General features: G+C 59.4%; 12 protein-coding genes. 5 read left to right on the top strand and 7 right to left on the bottom strand.

Features of this window, described 5'->3' with window-relative positions; all coding sequences use genetic code 11:
- The 3 genes from LOY43_RS16200 (at window position 1) to LOY43_RS16190 (ending at window position 4,269) form a co-directional block, all read left to right on the top strand.
- Window positions 1-1,959, top strand: coding sequence for a MacB family efflux pump subunit (locus LOY43_RS16200; protein ID WP_258708376.1), 1,959 nt, complete (start codon window positions 1-3; stop codon window positions 1,957-1,959).
- A 317-nt stretch (window positions 1,960-2,276) separates the two neighbouring features.
- Window positions 2,277-3,418 (top strand): IS3 family transposase gene (locus tag LOY43_RS16195; protein ID WP_408980807.1). Its coding sequence is split into 2 segments (ribosomal slippage): window positions 2,277-2,538 and window positions 2,538-3,418, totalling 1,143 coding nucleotides; the frame shifts between segments, so codons are not numbered across the junction.
- 479 nt (window positions 3,419-3,897) lie between these two features.
- Window positions 3,898-4,269 (top strand): DUF6124 family protein, encoded by a 372-nt coding sequence (locus tag LOY43_RS16190; protein ID WP_258709938.1) that lies wholly within the window; start codon window positions 3,898-3,900, stop codon window positions 4,267-4,269.
- 202 nt (window positions 4,270-4,471) lie between these two features.
- Here LOY43_RS16190 and LOY43_RS16185 read toward each other — a convergent pair whose 3' ends face one another.
- Complete coding sequence (locus tag LOY43_RS16185; RefSeq protein WP_258708374.1) at window positions 4,472-5,218, bottom strand: response regulator transcription factor; 747 nt, start codon at window positions 5,216-5,218, stop codon at window positions 4,472-4,474.
- A gap of 320 nt (window positions 5,219-5,538) precedes the next feature.
- Between LOY43_RS16185 and ycaC the strand changes: the two genes are divergently transcribed.
- Window positions 5,539-6,171, top strand: coding sequence for an isochorismate family cysteine hydrolase YcaC (ycaC, locus tag LOY43_RS16180; RefSeq protein ID WP_007915995.1), 633 nt, complete (start codon window positions 5,539-5,541; stop codon window positions 6,169-6,171).
- Window positions 6,172-6,258: 87 nt separating this feature from the next.
- Here ycaC and LOY43_RS16175 read toward each other — a convergent pair whose 3' ends face one another.
- Together LOY43_RS16175 and LOY43_RS16170 are read right to left on the bottom strand one after the other, a co-directional pair.
- Window positions 6,259-7,281 (bottom strand): alpha/beta hydrolase, encoded by a 1,023-nt coding sequence (locus tag LOY43_RS16175; protein ID WP_095126621.1) that lies wholly within the window; start codon window positions 7,279-7,281, stop codon window positions 6,259-6,261.
- Window positions 7,282-7,462: 181 nt separating this feature from the next.
- Window positions 7,463-8,719, bottom strand: a complete 1,257-nt coding sequence (locus tag LOY43_RS16170) for an MFS transporter (RefSeq protein WP_258708373.1) — start codon at window positions 8,717-8,719, stop codon at window positions 7,463-7,465.
- A 265-nt stretch (window positions 8,720-8,984) separates the two neighbouring features.
- Between LOY43_RS16170 and LOY43_RS16165 the strand changes: the two genes are divergently transcribed.
- Window positions 8,985-10,532, top strand: coding sequence for a sensor domain-containing diguanylate cyclase (locus tag LOY43_RS16165; protein WP_258708372.1), 1,548 nt, complete (start codon window positions 8,985-8,987; stop codon window positions 10,530-10,532).
- On the opposite strand, the gene LOY43_RS16160 is transcribed toward LOY43_RS16165, so the two are convergent.
- The 4 genes from LOY43_RS16160 to LOY43_RS16145 all read right to left on the bottom strand — a co-directional run bounded on the left by LOY43_RS16160 (window position 10,494) and on the right by LOY43_RS16145 (window position 16,862).
- The gene (locus LOY43_RS16160; protein WP_258708371.1) at window positions 10,494-12,956 is read right to left on the bottom strand and encodes a hybrid sensor histidine kinase/response regulator; all 2,463 of its coding nucleotides are present in this window, start codon (window positions 12,954-12,956) and stop codon (window positions 10,494-10,496) included. The genes LOY43_RS16165 and LOY43_RS16160 overlap by 39 nt on opposite strands.
- Window positions 12,957-13,092: 136 nt before the next feature.
- On the bottom strand, window positions 13,093-14,631 hold the full coding sequence (locus LOY43_RS16155) for a cryptochrome/photolyase family protein (protein WP_258708370.1): 1,539 nt from the start codon (window positions 14,629-14,631) through the stop codon (window positions 13,093-13,095).
- Window positions 14,632-14,956: 325 nt separating this feature from the next.
- Window positions 14,957-16,081, bottom strand: coding sequence for an alkene reductase (locus tag LOY43_RS16150; protein WP_258708369.1), 1,125 nt, complete (start codon window positions 16,079-16,081; stop codon window positions 14,957-14,959).
- A gap of 103 nt (window positions 16,082-16,184) precedes the next feature.
- Complete coding sequence (locus LOY43_RS16145; RefSeq protein WP_258708368.1) at window positions 16,185-16,862, bottom strand: type 1 glutamine amidotransferase domain-containing protein; 678 nt, start codon at window positions 16,860-16,862, stop codon at window positions 16,185-16,187.
- Window positions 16,863-16,867: the final 5 nt, after the last annotated feature.

The following is a 16,867-nucleotide window of genomic DNA, read 5'->3' as shown; positions in this document are numbered from 1 at the left end:
ATGACTGAGCCACTGCTACAGCTGACCGGCATCACCCGCAGTTTCACCGCTGGCGACCGCGAGTTTCTCGCGCTGAACAACATCAATCTGACGATCAATGCCGGGGAAATGGTGGCGATCATTGGTGCCTCCGGTTCCGGCAAATCGACGCTGATGAACATCCTCGGTTGCCTCGATTACGCCACCGCCGGCAGCTACAGGATCAACGGCCAGGAAACCCGCGATCTGGACAATCAGGCCCTGGCCGAGCTGCGCCGCGATTACTTTGGTTTCATCTTCCAGCGTTACCACTTGCTGCCGCATTTGAGCGCGATGCACAACGTCGAGATGCCGGCGATATACGCCGGTACGCCACAGCTTCAACGCCATGCCCGTGCCCGTGAGTTGTTGGCGCGACTGGGTCTGGAAGGCCATTTGACGCATCGGCCGAGCCAGCTCTCCGGCGGTCAGCAACAGCGAGTGAGTATCGCCCGCGCCTTGATGAACGGCGGCGAAGTGATCCTCGCCGACGAACCGACCGGCGCCCTCGACACGGCCAGCGGCAAGGAGGTCATGCGCATCCTGCTGGAGCTGCACGCGGCGGGGCACACGGTGATTCTGGTCACTCACGACCCGAAAGTGGCGGCCAATGCCGAGCGCATCATCGAAGTCAGCGACGGCGAAATCCTCAGCGACCGCAGCAACGAACGCGATACCACGCACCTGCTCAGCGAAGAACCGGTGGCACCGAAAGCCAACGCTTCGCGTCGCCTGGTCGCCAGTCTCGGGCTATTCAAAGAAGCGTTCGCCATGGCCTGGGTGGCTTTGATTTCCCATCGCATGCGCACCTTACTGACCATGCTCGGCATCGTCATTGGCATCACTTCCGTAGTGTCGATTTCGGCGGTCGGGGAGGGCGCGAAGAACTACGTGCTCAAGGACATTGCGGCGATTGGCAGCAATACCATCGATGTCTATCCCGGCAGCAGTTATGGCGACAAACGTGCCGCCGCCATTGAAACCCTGACGCCGGCCGACGTCACCGCGCTGAATCAGTTGTACTACGTCGACAGCGCCACGCCGATGATTGGCCGCAGTCTGTTGTTGCGTTATCGCAATATCGATCTGGATGCGCAGGTCAACGGCGTCAGCGATCAGTACTTCAAAGTGCGCGGGATCAAAATGGCCGCCGGCATCCCGTTCAGCGAAAGCGATGCGCGGCGGCAGGCGCAGGTGGTGGTTATCGATCACAACACCCGGCAGCGTCTGTTCGGGCAGGATGTTGACCCGTTAGGCCAGGTGATTTTGATCGGCAACCTGCCGTGCACAGTGATCGGCGTGGCCGCGCAGGATAAAAGCCTGTTTGCCTCGGGCAAGACCCTCAACGTCTGGGTGCCCTACGAAACCGCCGCCGGGCGGGTGTTGGGCCAGCGTTATCTGGACAGCATCAGCGTGCGCATGAAGGACGGCCAGCCGAGCAAAGTGGTGGAAGAACACGTCACCCAACTGCTGCTGCAACGCCACGGCACCAAGGATTTCTTCACCAACAACCTCGACAGCGTCTTGCAGACCGTGCAGAAAACCAGCCGCTCACTGGCGTTGCTGCTGTCGCTGATTGCGGTGATTTCCCTGGTGGTCGGCGGTATCGGGGTGATGAACATCATGCTGGTGTCGGTGACCGAACGGACCCGCGAGATCGGTATTCGGATGGCGGTGGGGGCGCGGCAGTCGGACATTCGTCAGCAGTTTCTGGTGGAGGCGGTGATGGTCTGTTTGTTGGGCGGGGCGATTGGCATTTCCTTGTCGTATGCCATCGGGCATTTGTTTTCGGTTTTTATCAAGGAGTGGGAGATGGTGTTCTCGCTGGGGTCGGTGTTGACGGCGGTGGTGTGTTCGACGTTGATCGGGATTGTGTTTGGCTTTGTGCCGGCGCGGAATGCTTCGCGGCTTGATCCGATTGAGGCGTTGGCGCGGGATTAAGGGCTGACCCTCATCAAATCTGCTGGGCATTGCACAGGTCGTGATGTTGGGGGAATTACCGGTGAATCAGGCATTGGAGCACGTCGCGGGATTGCCCTCACCCTAACCCTCTCCCAGAGGGAGAGGGGACTGATCTCGGTGTTCTTTCGAGGTACACCGACGTGGGATACCGAGCCAAACTCAGGTTTTGAACAGCACAAAGATCGGCTCCCTTTCCCCCTCGCCCCCCCCTGGGGGAGAGGGCTGGGGTTGATCTGGCTTAATGATTCTGGACACCCCTAAAGGGCGTTAATCTACGCCCAACGACGAGGTGTGATTTGACCAGACGATATTTTTCGACAGATTTCAAACGGGATGCGGCTTGCCTGGTTTTGGATAAAGACTATTCGGTGAGTGAAGCCTGCGAAGCAATGGGCGTGGGCCCTACAGCTCTGCGTCGCTGGGTTGAACAACTGCGTGCGGAGCGCAGCGGCAAGACGCCTGAGAAGTCCAAGGCCATGACCGTTGACCAACAACGCATCCAAGAACTGGAAGCAACAATTCGACGGATTGAGCGCGAGAAGGAAATTTTAAAAAAGGCTACAGCTCTCTTGATGTCGGATTCCCTCGATCGGTAAGGCTGGTCGAGGAGTTAAGCGAGCAATATCCAAGATCCGAGTTGTGTGGCGTGTTTGGCATCAACCGCAGCAGTTATTACGAGCGTCTGAAACAGCGGGCGAAAGTGCATGTCGGGCGCGATCGCCTAAAGATCAAGGCTGCCGAATTACATGAGCAAAGTCGCGGCTCAATGGGCGCGCGCAGCCTGTCAAAAGCGCTGTGTAACGAAAAAGAGTCGGTAGGTCGTTACATGGCTCGTAGCCTGATGCGCGAGCTCGGTTTGAAGAGCCAGCAACGGCGCAGGCATCGGTACAAACCCAGCGGTGCGGAGGCGCAATACGCCCCCAATCATTTGGAGCGTAAATTCAATGTCGAGGCCCCCAATCGAGTGTGGTGTGGCGACGTGACTTACATTTGGGCCGGTACTTACTGGGTTTATCTGGCTGCTGTACTTGATCTGCATGCCCGCCGCATCGTCGGCTGGGCGATGTCCAGAAGTCCGGATTCAGCTCTGACCTGTCGAGCGTTAAAGATGGCTTTCGAGTCGCGAGGACGCCCTGAAAACCTAATGTTCCATTCGGATCAGGGCTGTCATTACAGCAGTAAAGTGTTTCGTGAAACGCTGGCGGACATGCGCATAAAACAAAGCATGAGTCGACGGGGAAACTGCTGGGATAACGCTCCGATGGAACGTTTCTTTGGCAGTTTGAAATCTGAATGGATACCCAAGGCTGGTTACCGAAACGAAGACGAAGCCAGCACCGATGTGTTGCGCTACCTGACCCACTATTACAATCGGATCAGGCTGCACAGTTACAACGGATATCGGACTCCGGTAGCAATGGAAGCCTTGGCAGCATGAGAAATGACCTAAACCCTATAACCGTGTCCAGTATCGTTTGACCAGATCAGGTGAGGGGGTAAATCCCACTGACACACCGCAAAACCTCGAACCACCGCCATCCAGAATTTCCATCAATAAACACAACGCCGATTGCCCGTTTAAATTACACGAACCGTTACGTCATACCGCCTACAACACCTTGCGTCGTTACCTACGCGTACGCCAGAATCCGCCGGCTTGTGCGCTTATCCCATGGGCTCTATCGTTTCCCTGCCACTGCCTATCAGTGGTCGGGTTTAGTAGCCCGATTGGTATTAGTAAGTGCATGAGTTCCATTTAGTCAGGTGCGTCTCTGCCTGCACTCAATGGTGGTTGTGCGCAGGGCGCCCTCGGGCGCGCCGGTCTTGCTAATTCCACCGGTCTACTAACCTGTGCACAGCCGCCACCCTTCTTTTAGTAGAGAACGGTCGCGGCCCTATTTCAGGAATTAGATGAATATGTTCAAAGTTACGCCGAACCCTCCGGACACCGACCCGATCCCCTACGACGCCGCACTGGAACCTCAAAACATCAAAGAGGCCACAGAACGGGCGATCAATTTCTACCTCAATCCTTCCGCGCTCAAAACCTCAAAACCCACCCGCAAAACCGGCAAGATCTACCTGATCGACCCCACCGTCGACGACGAAACCCTGCTCGTTGAAGCCTATGAATCGCTGGCCTCGGCCTCGGTCATGTTGTGTGATTTTGCCGGGATGCTGGAGGGGCCGCATCGCCAGACCTTGTTGGGTATTGCGCAAGTGGTGATGTTGGGGGAGTTGGCGGTGAATCAGGCATTGGAGCACGTCGCGGGAGTGCCCTCACCCTAACCCTCTCCCAGAGGGAGAGGGGACTGACCGCGGTGTTTGCTGAAGATGCACCGACGTGAACTACCGAGTCGAACTCAGGTTTTGAAAACCACAAAAATCGGCTCCCTTTCCCCCTCGCCCCCCTTGGGGGGAGAGGGCTGGGGTGAGGGGGGAATCTCACTGACACCACCAAAAAAGCCAAGCCTTCGCTAATCCCGGTGTATCAAGCCGCACTCGACGCCAACGTCTCCAACGGCGAATACATCCAGCGCATCAACGAATGCCGCCCGCTGATGCCCAACTTGATCGCCGCGCGTTTCAGATAACTCTCTACGGTGTTGACCTTCAACGCCAATTGCTCCGCCAGTTCCGGCGCCGTGCGGCCGGCGAGCAGGCCGACGCAGACTTCAGTTTCGCGGTTGGACAGGCTCAGCCCCAGTTGCTCCAGGCGCTCATCAAAGCGCAACCGCAAGGTTTCCAGGCCGCTACCTTCGGCTGCTTCGGACGTGGTCTGCGGATCAGGAGTGGTCGGTTGCAAGGCGTTGATGTGCTTTTCCACCATCGGCAGCAGCACCGGGGAGATGTCCTGCAACAGGCTGCGCTCCTGCGCGGAAAAGCGTTGCGACTCGCCGTTGCGGTACACCGAAATCACGTAGCGGTAGCCGTCCTTGCGTCGGGTCAGGTGCAGTTGCGAAGCGTCCGCGCTGGTCGCGGCCGGCGGATTCTGTAAATGGTGAGCCGCCGCACTGTGTTCGGAAAACACCGTTTCGGCGAGCAGGGCCGGCTCTTTCAGTGGCTCCGGCTCACTGCGGCTCGACGTGCGGCTCACCGGTTCGACACGCATCTGCCGGATGTGCGTGGCGTCGACCGCCAGTTGCGTCAGGATCAGGTCATGCAGCATGCGCGGAAAGTGCCGGCTGCCGGTGCTGGCGATGACCTTGCCGATGTGGGGGAACAAGTGTGAATTCATATGCGTGTCATCCCTGAGAGGCGTTAATTCAAAAACGTCTGCAGCCCTGTCGACGATCTCCTTGGTCGACGAAAAACCGCAGACTTGGATCCTATCCTAGTACAACGTTTGAGCGACGGTTTAATGAAGGTGTTATTAGCTAATAACCCTGAATTTGCTGGCTTCAACGTGGGAACGAAGAGAACACCGTCGTTGAATTGTCCTGTTCAGGTTGACGGTGAAACCCATTTCAACCGATTTATCCCTTTCCGATGCGTCAGTAACCTGTACACAACTTGAACGCAACAACAACTTTCCAACATTGAAAAGGGACGCACACCATGACCACTCCAACCTACAACCGCCTGAACAAAGACGACGCTATCGTGCTGCTGGTCGACCACCAGACCGGTCTGATTTCGCTGGTGCAGGACTTCTCGCCGAACGAGTTCAAGAACAATGTGCTGGCCCTGGCGGATCTGGCCAAGTTCTTTGAGCTGCCGACCATCCTCACCACCAGTTTTGAACAAGGCCCGAACGGCCCGCTGGTGCCAGAGCTGAAAGAGATGTTCCCGGACGCGCCGTACATCGCTCGTCCAGGCCAGATCAACGCCTGGGACAACGAAGACTTCGTCAAGGCGATCAAAGCCACTGGCCGCAAGCAGATCATCATTGCCGGTGTGGTGACGGATGTGTGCGTAGCGTTCCCGACCTTGTCGGCGCTGGCAGAAGGGTTTGAGGTGTTTGTGGTGACCGACGCTTCCGGCACTTTCAACACCACAGTGCAACAGGCTGCATGGAGTCGCATGACTCAGGCCGGCGCACAGATGATGAACTGGTTTTCGGTGGCGTGTGAGCTGCACCGCGACTGGCGCAACGACATTGAAGGGTTGGGCAATCTGCTGTCGCAGCGCATCCCCAACTACCGCAACCTGATGAACAGCTATTCGGCGTTGACGGCTCAGCAGAAGTAAGCTGACGTGCTGCAAACGAAAAGCCTGCCCTGAAAAGCAGGCTTTGTCGTGTCTGCGCTTTAAAGCGCTGGCAGCGCTACGATGGCGTTACTTCAGGTTTTGGCTGAAAAACGTGGTCAATTTGGCGAAGGGAATCAGGTTGACCCGGTCGTACAAGTCGACATGGCCGGCCCCTGGAATGATCAGCAGCTCTTTGGGTTCGGCCGCGCGCTGGTACGCGTCTTCACTGAACTCGCGGGAGTGCGCCTGAGCACCTGCGATGAACAGCAGCGGGCGCGGGGAGATGCTCTCGATGTCATTGAACGGGTAGAAGTTCATGAACTTCACATTGCTGATCAGCGTCGGCATGGTGGTGGTCTGCGGCGAAGCACCGGCCGGAGTGACCTGGCCACGCGGGGTACGGTAGAAATCGTAGAACTCGTCACCCACGGCATTGCCAGTGAGCTTGAGCGGTGTGCCGCCGGTGTAGCGGACCGGGCCGCCCCAGGACTGCGCGTCACGCTGCTGCGCCGCCTGTTCAATGATCGATTGGCGTTGCGCTGGCGTGAGCGAATGTTTGAGGCCGTTGCGGTTGGCAGCACCCATGTCGTACATGCTGACGGTGGCAATCGCCTTCAAACGTGGGTCGATCTTGGCGGCACTGATGGCGAAGCTGCCGCTGCCGCAAATACCGATAACGCCGATACGTTCGCGATCGACCAGTGGGCGAGTGCCGAGAAAGTCCACCGCCGCGCTGAAGTCTTCGGCATAAATGTCCGGCGCAACCGATTGGCGTGGCAGGCCCTCGCTTTCGCCCCAGAAGGACAGGTCGAACGACAGCGTGACAAAGCCTTGTTCGGCCATTTTGGTGGCGTAGAGATTGGCACTTTGCTCCTTAACTGCGCCCATCGGGTGGCCGACGATGATCGCGGCATTTTTTGACTGTGGGTCAAGGTTCTTCAGGCTGAACAGATTGCCTGCGACCTTCATTCCGTACTGGTTCTTGAAGGTGACCTTTTCCACGGTCACTTTATCGCTGGTGTAGAAGTTGTCTGCGCCGTTCGACATATCGGCTCCCATGGCTGAAAAAGTACTGAAGAGCAGCCCGAAGGCCAAGCAAAAACCTTTCACTGGAATGTCCTTGCGATTGAGGGTTTATTCGTCTGAGCCTGTGCACGAACATTCTCTCGATCAGCGCCTCGGCGCCGAAGTGCATTCCTCTGGATTGCTTGCCTGATCCACTGAGTCCTGGATTTTTAATGCCGCGCAAACACGATTTGGCGGCGATGAGAGGGCAGGGACGCGATATGGATTACGCTGAGGATTCAGCGCTGGCCTCGACCACCCCGGTCTCAGCCCGCCCGCCACTGCGCTGAGTTTCCGGAACACCGATCGCGAGCAACACAACCGCCACCGCCGCAATAGCGGCCAGGGTCAGAAACGCCGCGCTGTAACCGGCCTCTTGCACGACGAGTCCGGCGAGGCCGTTGCTCAGCGCCGCGCCCAGCCCGAACACCGTGGTCAGTGCGCCGAGGCTGACGTTGAAGTGGCCGGTGCCCTGGGTGAGGTCTTTGACCATGATCGGAAACAAGGCGCCGAACAGACCGGCGCCGACGCCGTCGAGCAGTTGCACCGCGACCAGCCAATAGGCGTCGTCCGACAGCGTATAAAGCACGCCGCGCAAGGGCAGGATCAGGAATCCGGCCAGCAGCAGCGGCTTGCGTCCCCATAGATCGGCTTTCGCCCCGACCAGTAATGCCGCCGGCACCATCACCAGTTGCGCCGCGACGATGCAGGCCGAGGTCAGCGGGGTGGCCATCTGCAAATTGGCTTGCGCGAGTTTTTGACTCAACAACGGCAACATCGCCGCATTGGCGAGGTGGAACAGCGCACAGCAAATGGCGAACAGCAACAGCGGCCGGTTGCTCAGCAGCACCGACAAACCGGAAGGCTGGCGGTGGCAGGCGTCGGCTGGATCCAGTCCGCGCGCCAGATCATGGTCGATGGCTGCTGGCGAAACGCAGGTGATGGCAATGACACTGGCCAAAGCCATGGCCGCCATCAGATAGAACACTGCGACCGGGCCGAACAGGTAGGCAAATATACCGGCCAGCAGTGCGGCGCAGGCATTGCCGGCATGATTGAAGGTTTCGTTGCGCCCGGTTCGCCGAGTGAACGCCCGTGGCCCGGTCATGCCCAGGGTAATCGCACAAATGGCCGGGGCGAATATCGAGGCGGCCATTGCGCTCAAGGTTTGCGTCAGCGCCACCCAAGTGAACGACGTCACGAACGGCAGCACCAGGCAGCTTCCGGTCACCACCAGCGCGGCGATCGCAATCAACGCACGTTTGCGCCGGCTGTTGTCGACCCAGGCACCGGCGGGTGTCTGGGTGATCAGCGCTGCGACCCCGGCGATGGTCATCACCAGACCAATGCTGGCCGGCTCCCAGTGATGCACCGCCAACAGATAGATGGCCAGATAGGGGCCGAGGCCGTCGCGCACGTCGGCGAGGAAAAAGTTCAGGCTGTCCAGTGACAGGTTGTTGCGGCGATCGAGGTCAGCGGCCACGGCGGTGTCTTCAATGTTCGAGGTTTGCGGATGGATTCAACCTCAGCAAGCCTAATGACCTGCGCCCGTGAATATAAGTTGCAGGCCACGGCTGTGTCGTTGCGAAACAACGCCAAGGGGCTGAAAACGACGTTCCGTCATACGGTTGCTGCACGTTCGACGCGCTACTTGTATCCTTGCGCCGGTCGAGGACATACGACCGCTGTTATTGCCTTGAATCAGTAACGGCCGGAACCGGAAACCGGACTTTCCATTAGGTACTTTCGTGAAGCGTGATACCCACCTCGTCATCCTCTTGCTGCTGGTCATCGGCTGCTCCCTGGCGTCGCTGACCATCTGGAAAGTGCTGTCTTCGCGCGATCGCGCGCTGGAGGAAGTCAACGTGCACGGGTTGAACCTGACCCAGGCACTCGAGACCTATTCCGAAGGCATTGTCCGGCAAAGTTCGCTGCTGTTGCTCGGGCTGGTCGAACGCCTGGAAACCGAAGGCAGTGGCCCCACGCAGATCCAGCGCCTGAGTGCGCTGATCAACCGCCAGCAACCGTTGATGCCACAAATGAGCGGTATCACCATCTATGACCGAGATGGTCATTGGCTGATGTCGTCGAACCGGCCGATTCCGGTCGGTGCTAGCAGTATTGATCGAGCCTATTTCATTCATCATCGCGCCGATCCGAGCCGCGAACCCTTTATCGGGCCACCGATCCGCAGCCGTTCCAATCAGGAGTGGGTGATCACCGTCAGCCGCCGTTTCAATGATGATCGCGGCGAGTTCGCCGGGGTTGTGGCCGTGACGCTGGGCGTGGAAAACTTTCTGCGCCTGTTCGGCAAACTCGACATCGGCCAGGACGGTGCCATCGGTTTGTCCTATACCGACGGCACGTTGCTGGTGCGCTATCCCTTCCGCGAGCAGGACATGGGCCGCAACTTTTCCAAGTCGCCGATCTACGCCAAGTACCTGGTCGATCAATCGGTCGGCACCGCGTCTTATACCTCCAGCCTGGATGGCGTCGAACGCCTCTACGCCTTCCGCAAAAGTGAGAAGTTGCCACTGATCACCACGGTCGCCATCGGCAAGCGTGAAGCGCTCAAGGCGTGGCGAACCGAGGCACTGCTGTCGGCGGTGGTGGTGGCAGGGCTGTTGGGGCTCACCGGTCTGATCGGTTGGTTCTTGATCCTCGATATTCGGCGCCGGACCCAGGTTGAAGGCGAACTGCGCATCGCTCAGCAGCAGTTGCTCGGCTCCAATCGGCAACTCGAGTTGTTGGCCATGAAGGATGCGCTGACCGGGCTGGCGAATCGGCGCTGCTTCGACCAGACCCTGGCCACAGAGGCGCGTCGGGCAAAGCGCGACGGTTCGTCACTGGCCTTGCTGATGATCGATATCGACTATTTCAAGCGCTTCAATGATGCCTTCGGGCATGTTGCCGGCGACGCTTGTCTGCAAACCGTCGGTAGCGTGCTGGATGAGTGTGTGCGGCGACCGTCGGACCTGGTGGCGCGCTACGGCGGCGAAGAGTTCGCCGTGATCATGCCCGACACCGATATGGGCGGCGCTGCGGTGGTGGCGCAGTTGATTATCGAGCGCCTGCAGCAAGCCAACATTGCCCACCCCACCAGTCCGGTGGCTCGTGTGAGCCTGAGCATCGGCATCGCCGTTGCGCACGGTCCGTACCTGGAGCCGGTGAGCGCTCTGATCGAGTGCGCCGACCAAGCGCTGTATCAAGCGAAAACGGCAGGGCGCAACAGGTTCATGACATCCGCTGCGCAACCCTCACTCAACGTCGATGGACAGCAGGCCACCGACTCGTGACACCAGCGTGTCGACGGCAAACGGTTTGGTCAGTACCTGCATGCCCGGGCCGAGCTGACCGTTGCCGATCACTGAATTTTCCGCGTACCCAGTGATGAACAAAGTCTTCAGCCTCGGCCTGATTTCCCGGCCCGCATCGGCCATCTGCCGGCCGTTCATGCCGCCCGGCAAGCCGACATCGGTGATGAGCAAATCGATGTGCGCGCTGGAACGCAATACTTCCAGTCCCTCAACGCTGTCGGCCGCTTCGAGCAGGTTGTAGCCGAGGTCGTTCAGCACGTCTTTGAGCAGCGTTCGAACGGTGGGTTCGTCGTCGACAATCAGGATGGTCTCACCGGCCTTTGCCGGCAGGGTTGCCGAGTTTTGCGTGTCATCGTGATTGCGCTGCGTTTCGCCGGGGTAGCGCGGCAGGTAAATGCAGATGATGGTGCCTTGCCCCACGGTCGACTGCACCCGCACCTGCCCGCCGGATTGCTTGGTGAAACCGTAGATCATCGACAGCCCCAGCCCGGTGCCCTGGCCCAGTGGTTTGGTGGTGAAAAACGGGTCGAAGGCCTTGGCCATGACCTCCGCACTCATACCGGTACCGGTGTCTGCAACCGACAGGCACAGGTATTGCCCTTCGGGCATCTCCCGTATGCGCGCTGATTCAGCATCCAAGGTTCGATTGGCGGTTTCGACGGTGATGCTGCCGCCATCGGGCATCGCATCACGGGCGTTGATGCACAGGTTGAGCAAAGCGTTTTCCAGTTGGCTGGCATCGACCAGCGCCGGCCACAGATCGGCGGCAACGACCGTTTTCAGGCGAATGCTCGGGCCGACGGTGCGCTGGATCAGTTCGGTCATGCCGGCAATCAGCGCGTTGACTTCAGTCGGCCGTGGATCGAGGGTCTGCCGGCGGGAGAACGCCAGCAGGCGATGGGTCAGGGCGGTCGCGCGTTTGGCGGCGTCCTGGGCGATCAGCATGTATTTGTCGATGTCCTTCAGACGACCTTGGGCGATGCGTTTTTCCATCAGCTCCAGAGAGGCACAGATCCCCGCCAGCAGGTTGTTGAAGTCATGGGCCAGACCGCCGGTGAGTTGCCCGACGGCTTCCATTTTCTGCGATTGGCGCAACTTCTCTTCGGCCTGCATCAGTTCTGTGGTGCGCGCCGAGACCCGTTGTTCCAGTGTGTCGTTGAGCGCTTTTAAAGCGGCGGTGACCCGGTCGCGTTCGTCTTCGACATTGCGCCGGTCTTCGACATCGATCAGCACGCCGGGAAAGCGTAAAGGCGTGCCGTCCTCGGTGCATTCGACGCGTCCGTTGGCTTCGATCCAAGTGTATTTGCCATCCCCGCCGCGCACTCGGTACTGGTGCGAATAGGCGCCACCGCGGGCAAGGGCGTCATTGATTGCCACTGTCAGCCCCTCGCGGTCATCGGGGTGCACGGTGACTACCACTTGCTCCAGGCTCAGACCGTCACGGCCCAGTGCCGGGTCAAGGTTGAAGACCCGGGCGAAAGCTTCGTCGACGTAGAAACGATCGGTGGGCAAGTGCCAGTGCCAAGTGCCGATAATGGCGCCGGCGGCCAAGGCGAGTTGGACCCGTTCGACGTTTTCCCGAGCAATCGCCTCGCTGACGCGCAAGCGTTCCTGCGCGTCGCGGCGCTCGGTGACGTCGCTGAAGAAGATCGCAATCTGCCGATCGGCCGGGTCACCGACACGGACGGCGCGTACGTCGAACCAGCGTTCGAAGGTGTTGGCGTAGTTCTCGAAGTTGGCCGGCTCGCCGGTCTTGGCGACGTGGCCGTAGGTCTCGAACCAGAATTTCTCCAGGTTGGGCGCAAACTCGGTGACCCACTTGCCCCGCAGGTTGACCCCGGCCTGACGCTCGAACGCCGGGTTGGCTTCAACGAAGCAGTAATCGATGGGGTAGTCGTCGGCGTCGAATTTGACTTTGACGATGGCGAAGGCGGCTTCGATGGTTTCCAGAATGGTGCTGAAGCGCTCTTCACTTTTGCGCAGTGCGGTTTCGGCACTGCGCGAACGGGTCAGGTCGAGCATGGCCCCGACCATGCGTTCGGCTTTGCCGTCGGCATTGCGGATCAGATGCCCGCGGTCGAGCACCTCGGCGTAGGATCCGTCCTGACAGCGGAAGCGGTACTCGGCACTCCAGGTGGTGCCTGTGCCCGCCATCGCCGCCCGAATCGAAGTCTCTACCCGCGCGCGATCCTGCTGGTGGATCTGCGCAAAGCGCCAGTCACACGTCGGTTCGATGGCGCTGGGAGCATAGCCGTACGCCTGTTCCAACGCGTCGTTCCAGACAATCTGATGGGTTGTCAGATCCCAGTCCCAGACGGCGTCGCAGGTCGCTTTGACGGCCAGGCGCAGGCGCGTGACCTCGGACTCAAGCTCCTCGCGAGTAAGCTGTTTCAGGATATCCACCCCTCATGCCTTGATTATTGGTCTGCGTTCAATCGGCGTGTTTCAAGCGAACACCCAGGTTGCTTCGTAAGCTTTGTGAGCCATTGACCCGGGGCGCCCTGTTTAAGTTGCACGCGGGGCACGGGCGCGTGCGTTTTCATAACGAGTCGCCGTTATCCAGCGTGTCGAGCAACTGTTGGCCGCGTTGCCACAGTGCCTGTTGTTTGGCTGGCGGCATGCGGTCGAGGTTTTTGTACATCATCGCCATGCGCTGATTGCCCCGTAGAAGGTCGGCGTGGCGCATCAGGAAATGCCAGTACAGGGCGTTGAACGGGCAGGCGTTGTCGGCCGTGGTTTCGCGCACCGAGTAAGCACAGTCGCGACAGTAGTCGGACATCCGGTTGATGTACTGGCCGCTGGCGCAATAAGGCTTGGAACCGAGGTAACCGCCATCGGCGTGCATGACCATGCCGAGGGTGTTAGGCAGTTCGACCCAATCGAACGCGTCCATGTAAATCGCCAGATACCATTCACAGATCTGCTTCGGCGCGATGCCGGCGAGCAGGGCGAAATTGCCAGTGACCATCAGGCGCTGGATGTGATGGGCGTAGGCGTGTTTGAGGCTTTGGCCGATGGCCTGGCGCATGCAATTCATTTTGGTTGCAGCGGTCCAGTAGAACTTCGGCAATGGCCGCTGGTTGGCAAATGCATTGCCTTCGGCGTACTCGGGCATGTGCAGCCAGTAAACGCCTCGGACATATTCGCGCCAGCCGATCAGTTGGCGGATGAAACCTTCGGCAGCATTCAGCGCGATGCTGCCGGACCAATAGGCCGACTCCACATCAGCGCAGAGCTGGCGCAGGTCGAGCAGGCCAATGTTCAGCGCCGCGCTGATGCGCGCATGGAACAGAAACGGCTCGTCGCTGGCCATGGCGTCCTGATAGTCGCCGAAGCCGGCCAGGGCGTAGTCGAGAAAGTACGCCCAGAGCGCCTGGGCATCGGCGTGCGTCACCGGATAGTTGAAGTCCTCCAGACTGCCGTAATGACTGGCGAAACGGTGTTTTACCAAGGCGAGGACTTCGACGGTGATTGCATCGTTGGCAAAACCGGCCGGGTAGGGTGCCTTGACGGTTTTCGGCAAAGCTTTGCGATTCTCGGCGTCAAAGTTCCACGCGCCGCCGACCGGCGTGCCGTCACCGTTGAGCAACAGGCGACTTTTGCGGCGCATCTCGCGGTAGAAGAACTCCATGCGCAACTGTTTTTTGCCTGCGGCCCAAGCGCTAAACTCATCGCGGCTGCACAGGAAGCGGCCATCCGCGTGCCAGTGGATCGGCACACCACATGCTTTGAGCGATTGCTCCAGGCGCCAGTCTCCGCACTCCGTCACGTGCAACTCGCTGGCCTGCAACAAAGTCTGCCAGCGCTTCAGCTCGCCGGGCACCGAACCGCTGTTCTGCGGGTCGTCGAGGGCCACGTAATGCACCTGGATGCCCTGTTTCTCCAGCGCCTGAGCAAAGTGACGCATGGCACTGAAAATCAGCGCGATCTTCTGCGGGTGATGGGCGACATGGGTGGCTTCTTCCATAACCTCGACCATCAGCACACGGTCGTGTTCGCTATCCAGACCGGCCAATGACGCCAGATCAAACGATAACTGGTCACCCAATACCAGGCACAGCCGACGGGTTTTGTTCATTTCACGAATTCAGCGTAAGGGCAGCAGGCTGCCGCGTGGACGTTTAAGTGCTAAGTCCAGATAGTTGTACAGATTGTAGTCTGTGTATAGGTTTTTGTGCGGTGAATTGCGTGATTCCGGGTATTGGCGAATCGTATCTCACCAGCCTGAATACTCAGATCTCCCCTGCGGGAGCGAGCCTGCTCGCGAAGGCGTCGTCACATTCAACATTTTGGCTGACTGACACGCCGCTTTCGCGAGCAGGCTCGCTCCCACAAGGGCTTTCACTACGACTCGGATGAACGCTCCCGCTGTTGCGGGAGCGCTTGACGCCGCGTGGAAAGGGTTAGCCGGGATAAACGGGGTAATCCACATAGCCCTCGGCGTTGCCGCCATACACCGTCGCCGGGTTCAGCGCGTTCAACGGCCAGTCATTGGCAATACGCGCCGGCAGGTCGGGGTTGGCCATGAACGGGCGGCCGAAAGCGACGAAGTCTGCCAGCCCGGAGTCGAGCAGTTGCACCCCGGATTCGGCGGTATAGCGCCCGGCGTAAATGATCGCGCCGCTGAAGGTTGCGCGCACGGCCTGACGAAACGTCAACGGCATCGCCGGGGCGTTGTCCCAATCGGCTTCTGCGATCGACAGATAGGCGATGCCCACGTCCTGCAGCACTTTGATCGCTTCGATGTAAGTCGTGTGCGGGTCTTCCTCGACCATGCCCAAATAGGTCCGCGCTTCATCAGTGGTGGTGAACAGCGGGGCGAAGCGCACGCCGACTTTTTCCTTGCCGATGCATTCGGCAACACCGGCCACCACTTCGCGCAGAAAACGCAGGCGATTGTCCAGCGAGCCGCCGTACTGATCGGTGCGCAGATTGCTGTGGGCCGAGATGAACTGGTTGACCAGATAACCGTTGGCGCAGTGCAATTCGATGCCATCGAAACCCGCGTCCATGGCGTTGCGCGCAGCCTGGATATACAGCTGCACCAGTTCTTGAACTTCATCAGTGCTCAGTGCGCGAGGTGCTGACGGTGGAACCAGTTCACCGGCACCGGGCGTGGTTTCGATAAACACGCTGACGCGGTCGGTGGCCACGGCGGAGGCTGAAACCGGAGCTGCGCCGTTGGGCTGCAACGCGGTGTGCGAGACACGGCCAACGTGCCACAACTGGGCGAAAATCACCCCGTCCACGGCATGCACGGCGTCGGTGACTTTGCGCCAACCGGCGATTTGCTCAGGCGTATGAATGCCCGGCGTCCATGCATAACCCTGGCCACGAGGTTCGATTTGTGTGCCTTCGGTGACCAGCAGACCGGCGCCGGCGCGCTGTTGGTAATACTCGGCCATCAGCTCGTTGGCGATATTGCCCGGTTGCGTGCTGCGCTGACGGGTGAGAGGCGGCAGGACGATACGGTTTTTCAGGGTGTGATGACCCAGTTTGGCGGGGGTGAAGAAACTGCTGTGGTTCATGAATGACCTTGCTCGTGGTTTATTAGACCAGTCGTCTATTGGCTGGGCGAAAAAATAACGCCGGGCAACACGCACCCGGCGTTTGGAAGGGTTGTTCGAGGTTTTAGCCGAGCATCTTCAGCAGTTTCTCGGCGACGGCGGCGGAACTGGCCGGATTCTGGCCAGTGACCAGTTGCCCGTCGGCGACCACATGAACCTGCCAGTCAGCGACTTTCGAGTAATAACCGCCGAGACGCTGGAACTCGTCTTCGATCAGGAACGGCACCACGTCCGTCAGGCCGACTGCCTCTTCTTCGGCGTTGGTGAAACCGGTGACCTGGCGATGCTGCACCAGCGGTTTGCCGTCAGCGGTAAGGACATGACGCAATACACCCGGTGCATGGCAGACAAAACCATGGGGTTTGTTGGCGCGGTCAAACGCTTCGATCAACGCGATCGACTGCTTGTCTTCGGCCAGATCCCACAGCGGGCCATGGCCACCCGGGTAAAACACGGCATCAAAGTCATCAGCGCTGACGTCGGCCAAGCGGCCGGTGTTGGCCAGTGCCTGTTGTGCGGCCGGGTCCTGGCGGAAGCGATCGGTCTCGGCGGTTTGAGCATCAGGCTCATCGCTTTTCGGGTCGAGCGGCGGCTGGCCACCGGCTGGCGAAACCAGGGTGACGTCGGCGCCGGCGTCCTTGAAGGCGTAGTAGGGCGCGGCGAATTCTTCCAGCCAGAAGCCGGTTTTCTTGCCGGTGTCGCCGAGTTGATCGTGGGAAGTCAAAACCATCAGGATTTTCATAGAGC

This window comes from Pseudomonas sp. B21-041, from assembly GCF_024748675.1.
Taxonomy (GTDB): domain Bacteria; phylum Pseudomonadota; class Gammaproteobacteria; order Pseudomonadales; family Pseudomonadaceae; genus Aquipseudomonas; species Aquipseudomonas neuropathica.
This window is presented reverse-complemented; position numbering and strand designations above follow the sequence as displayed.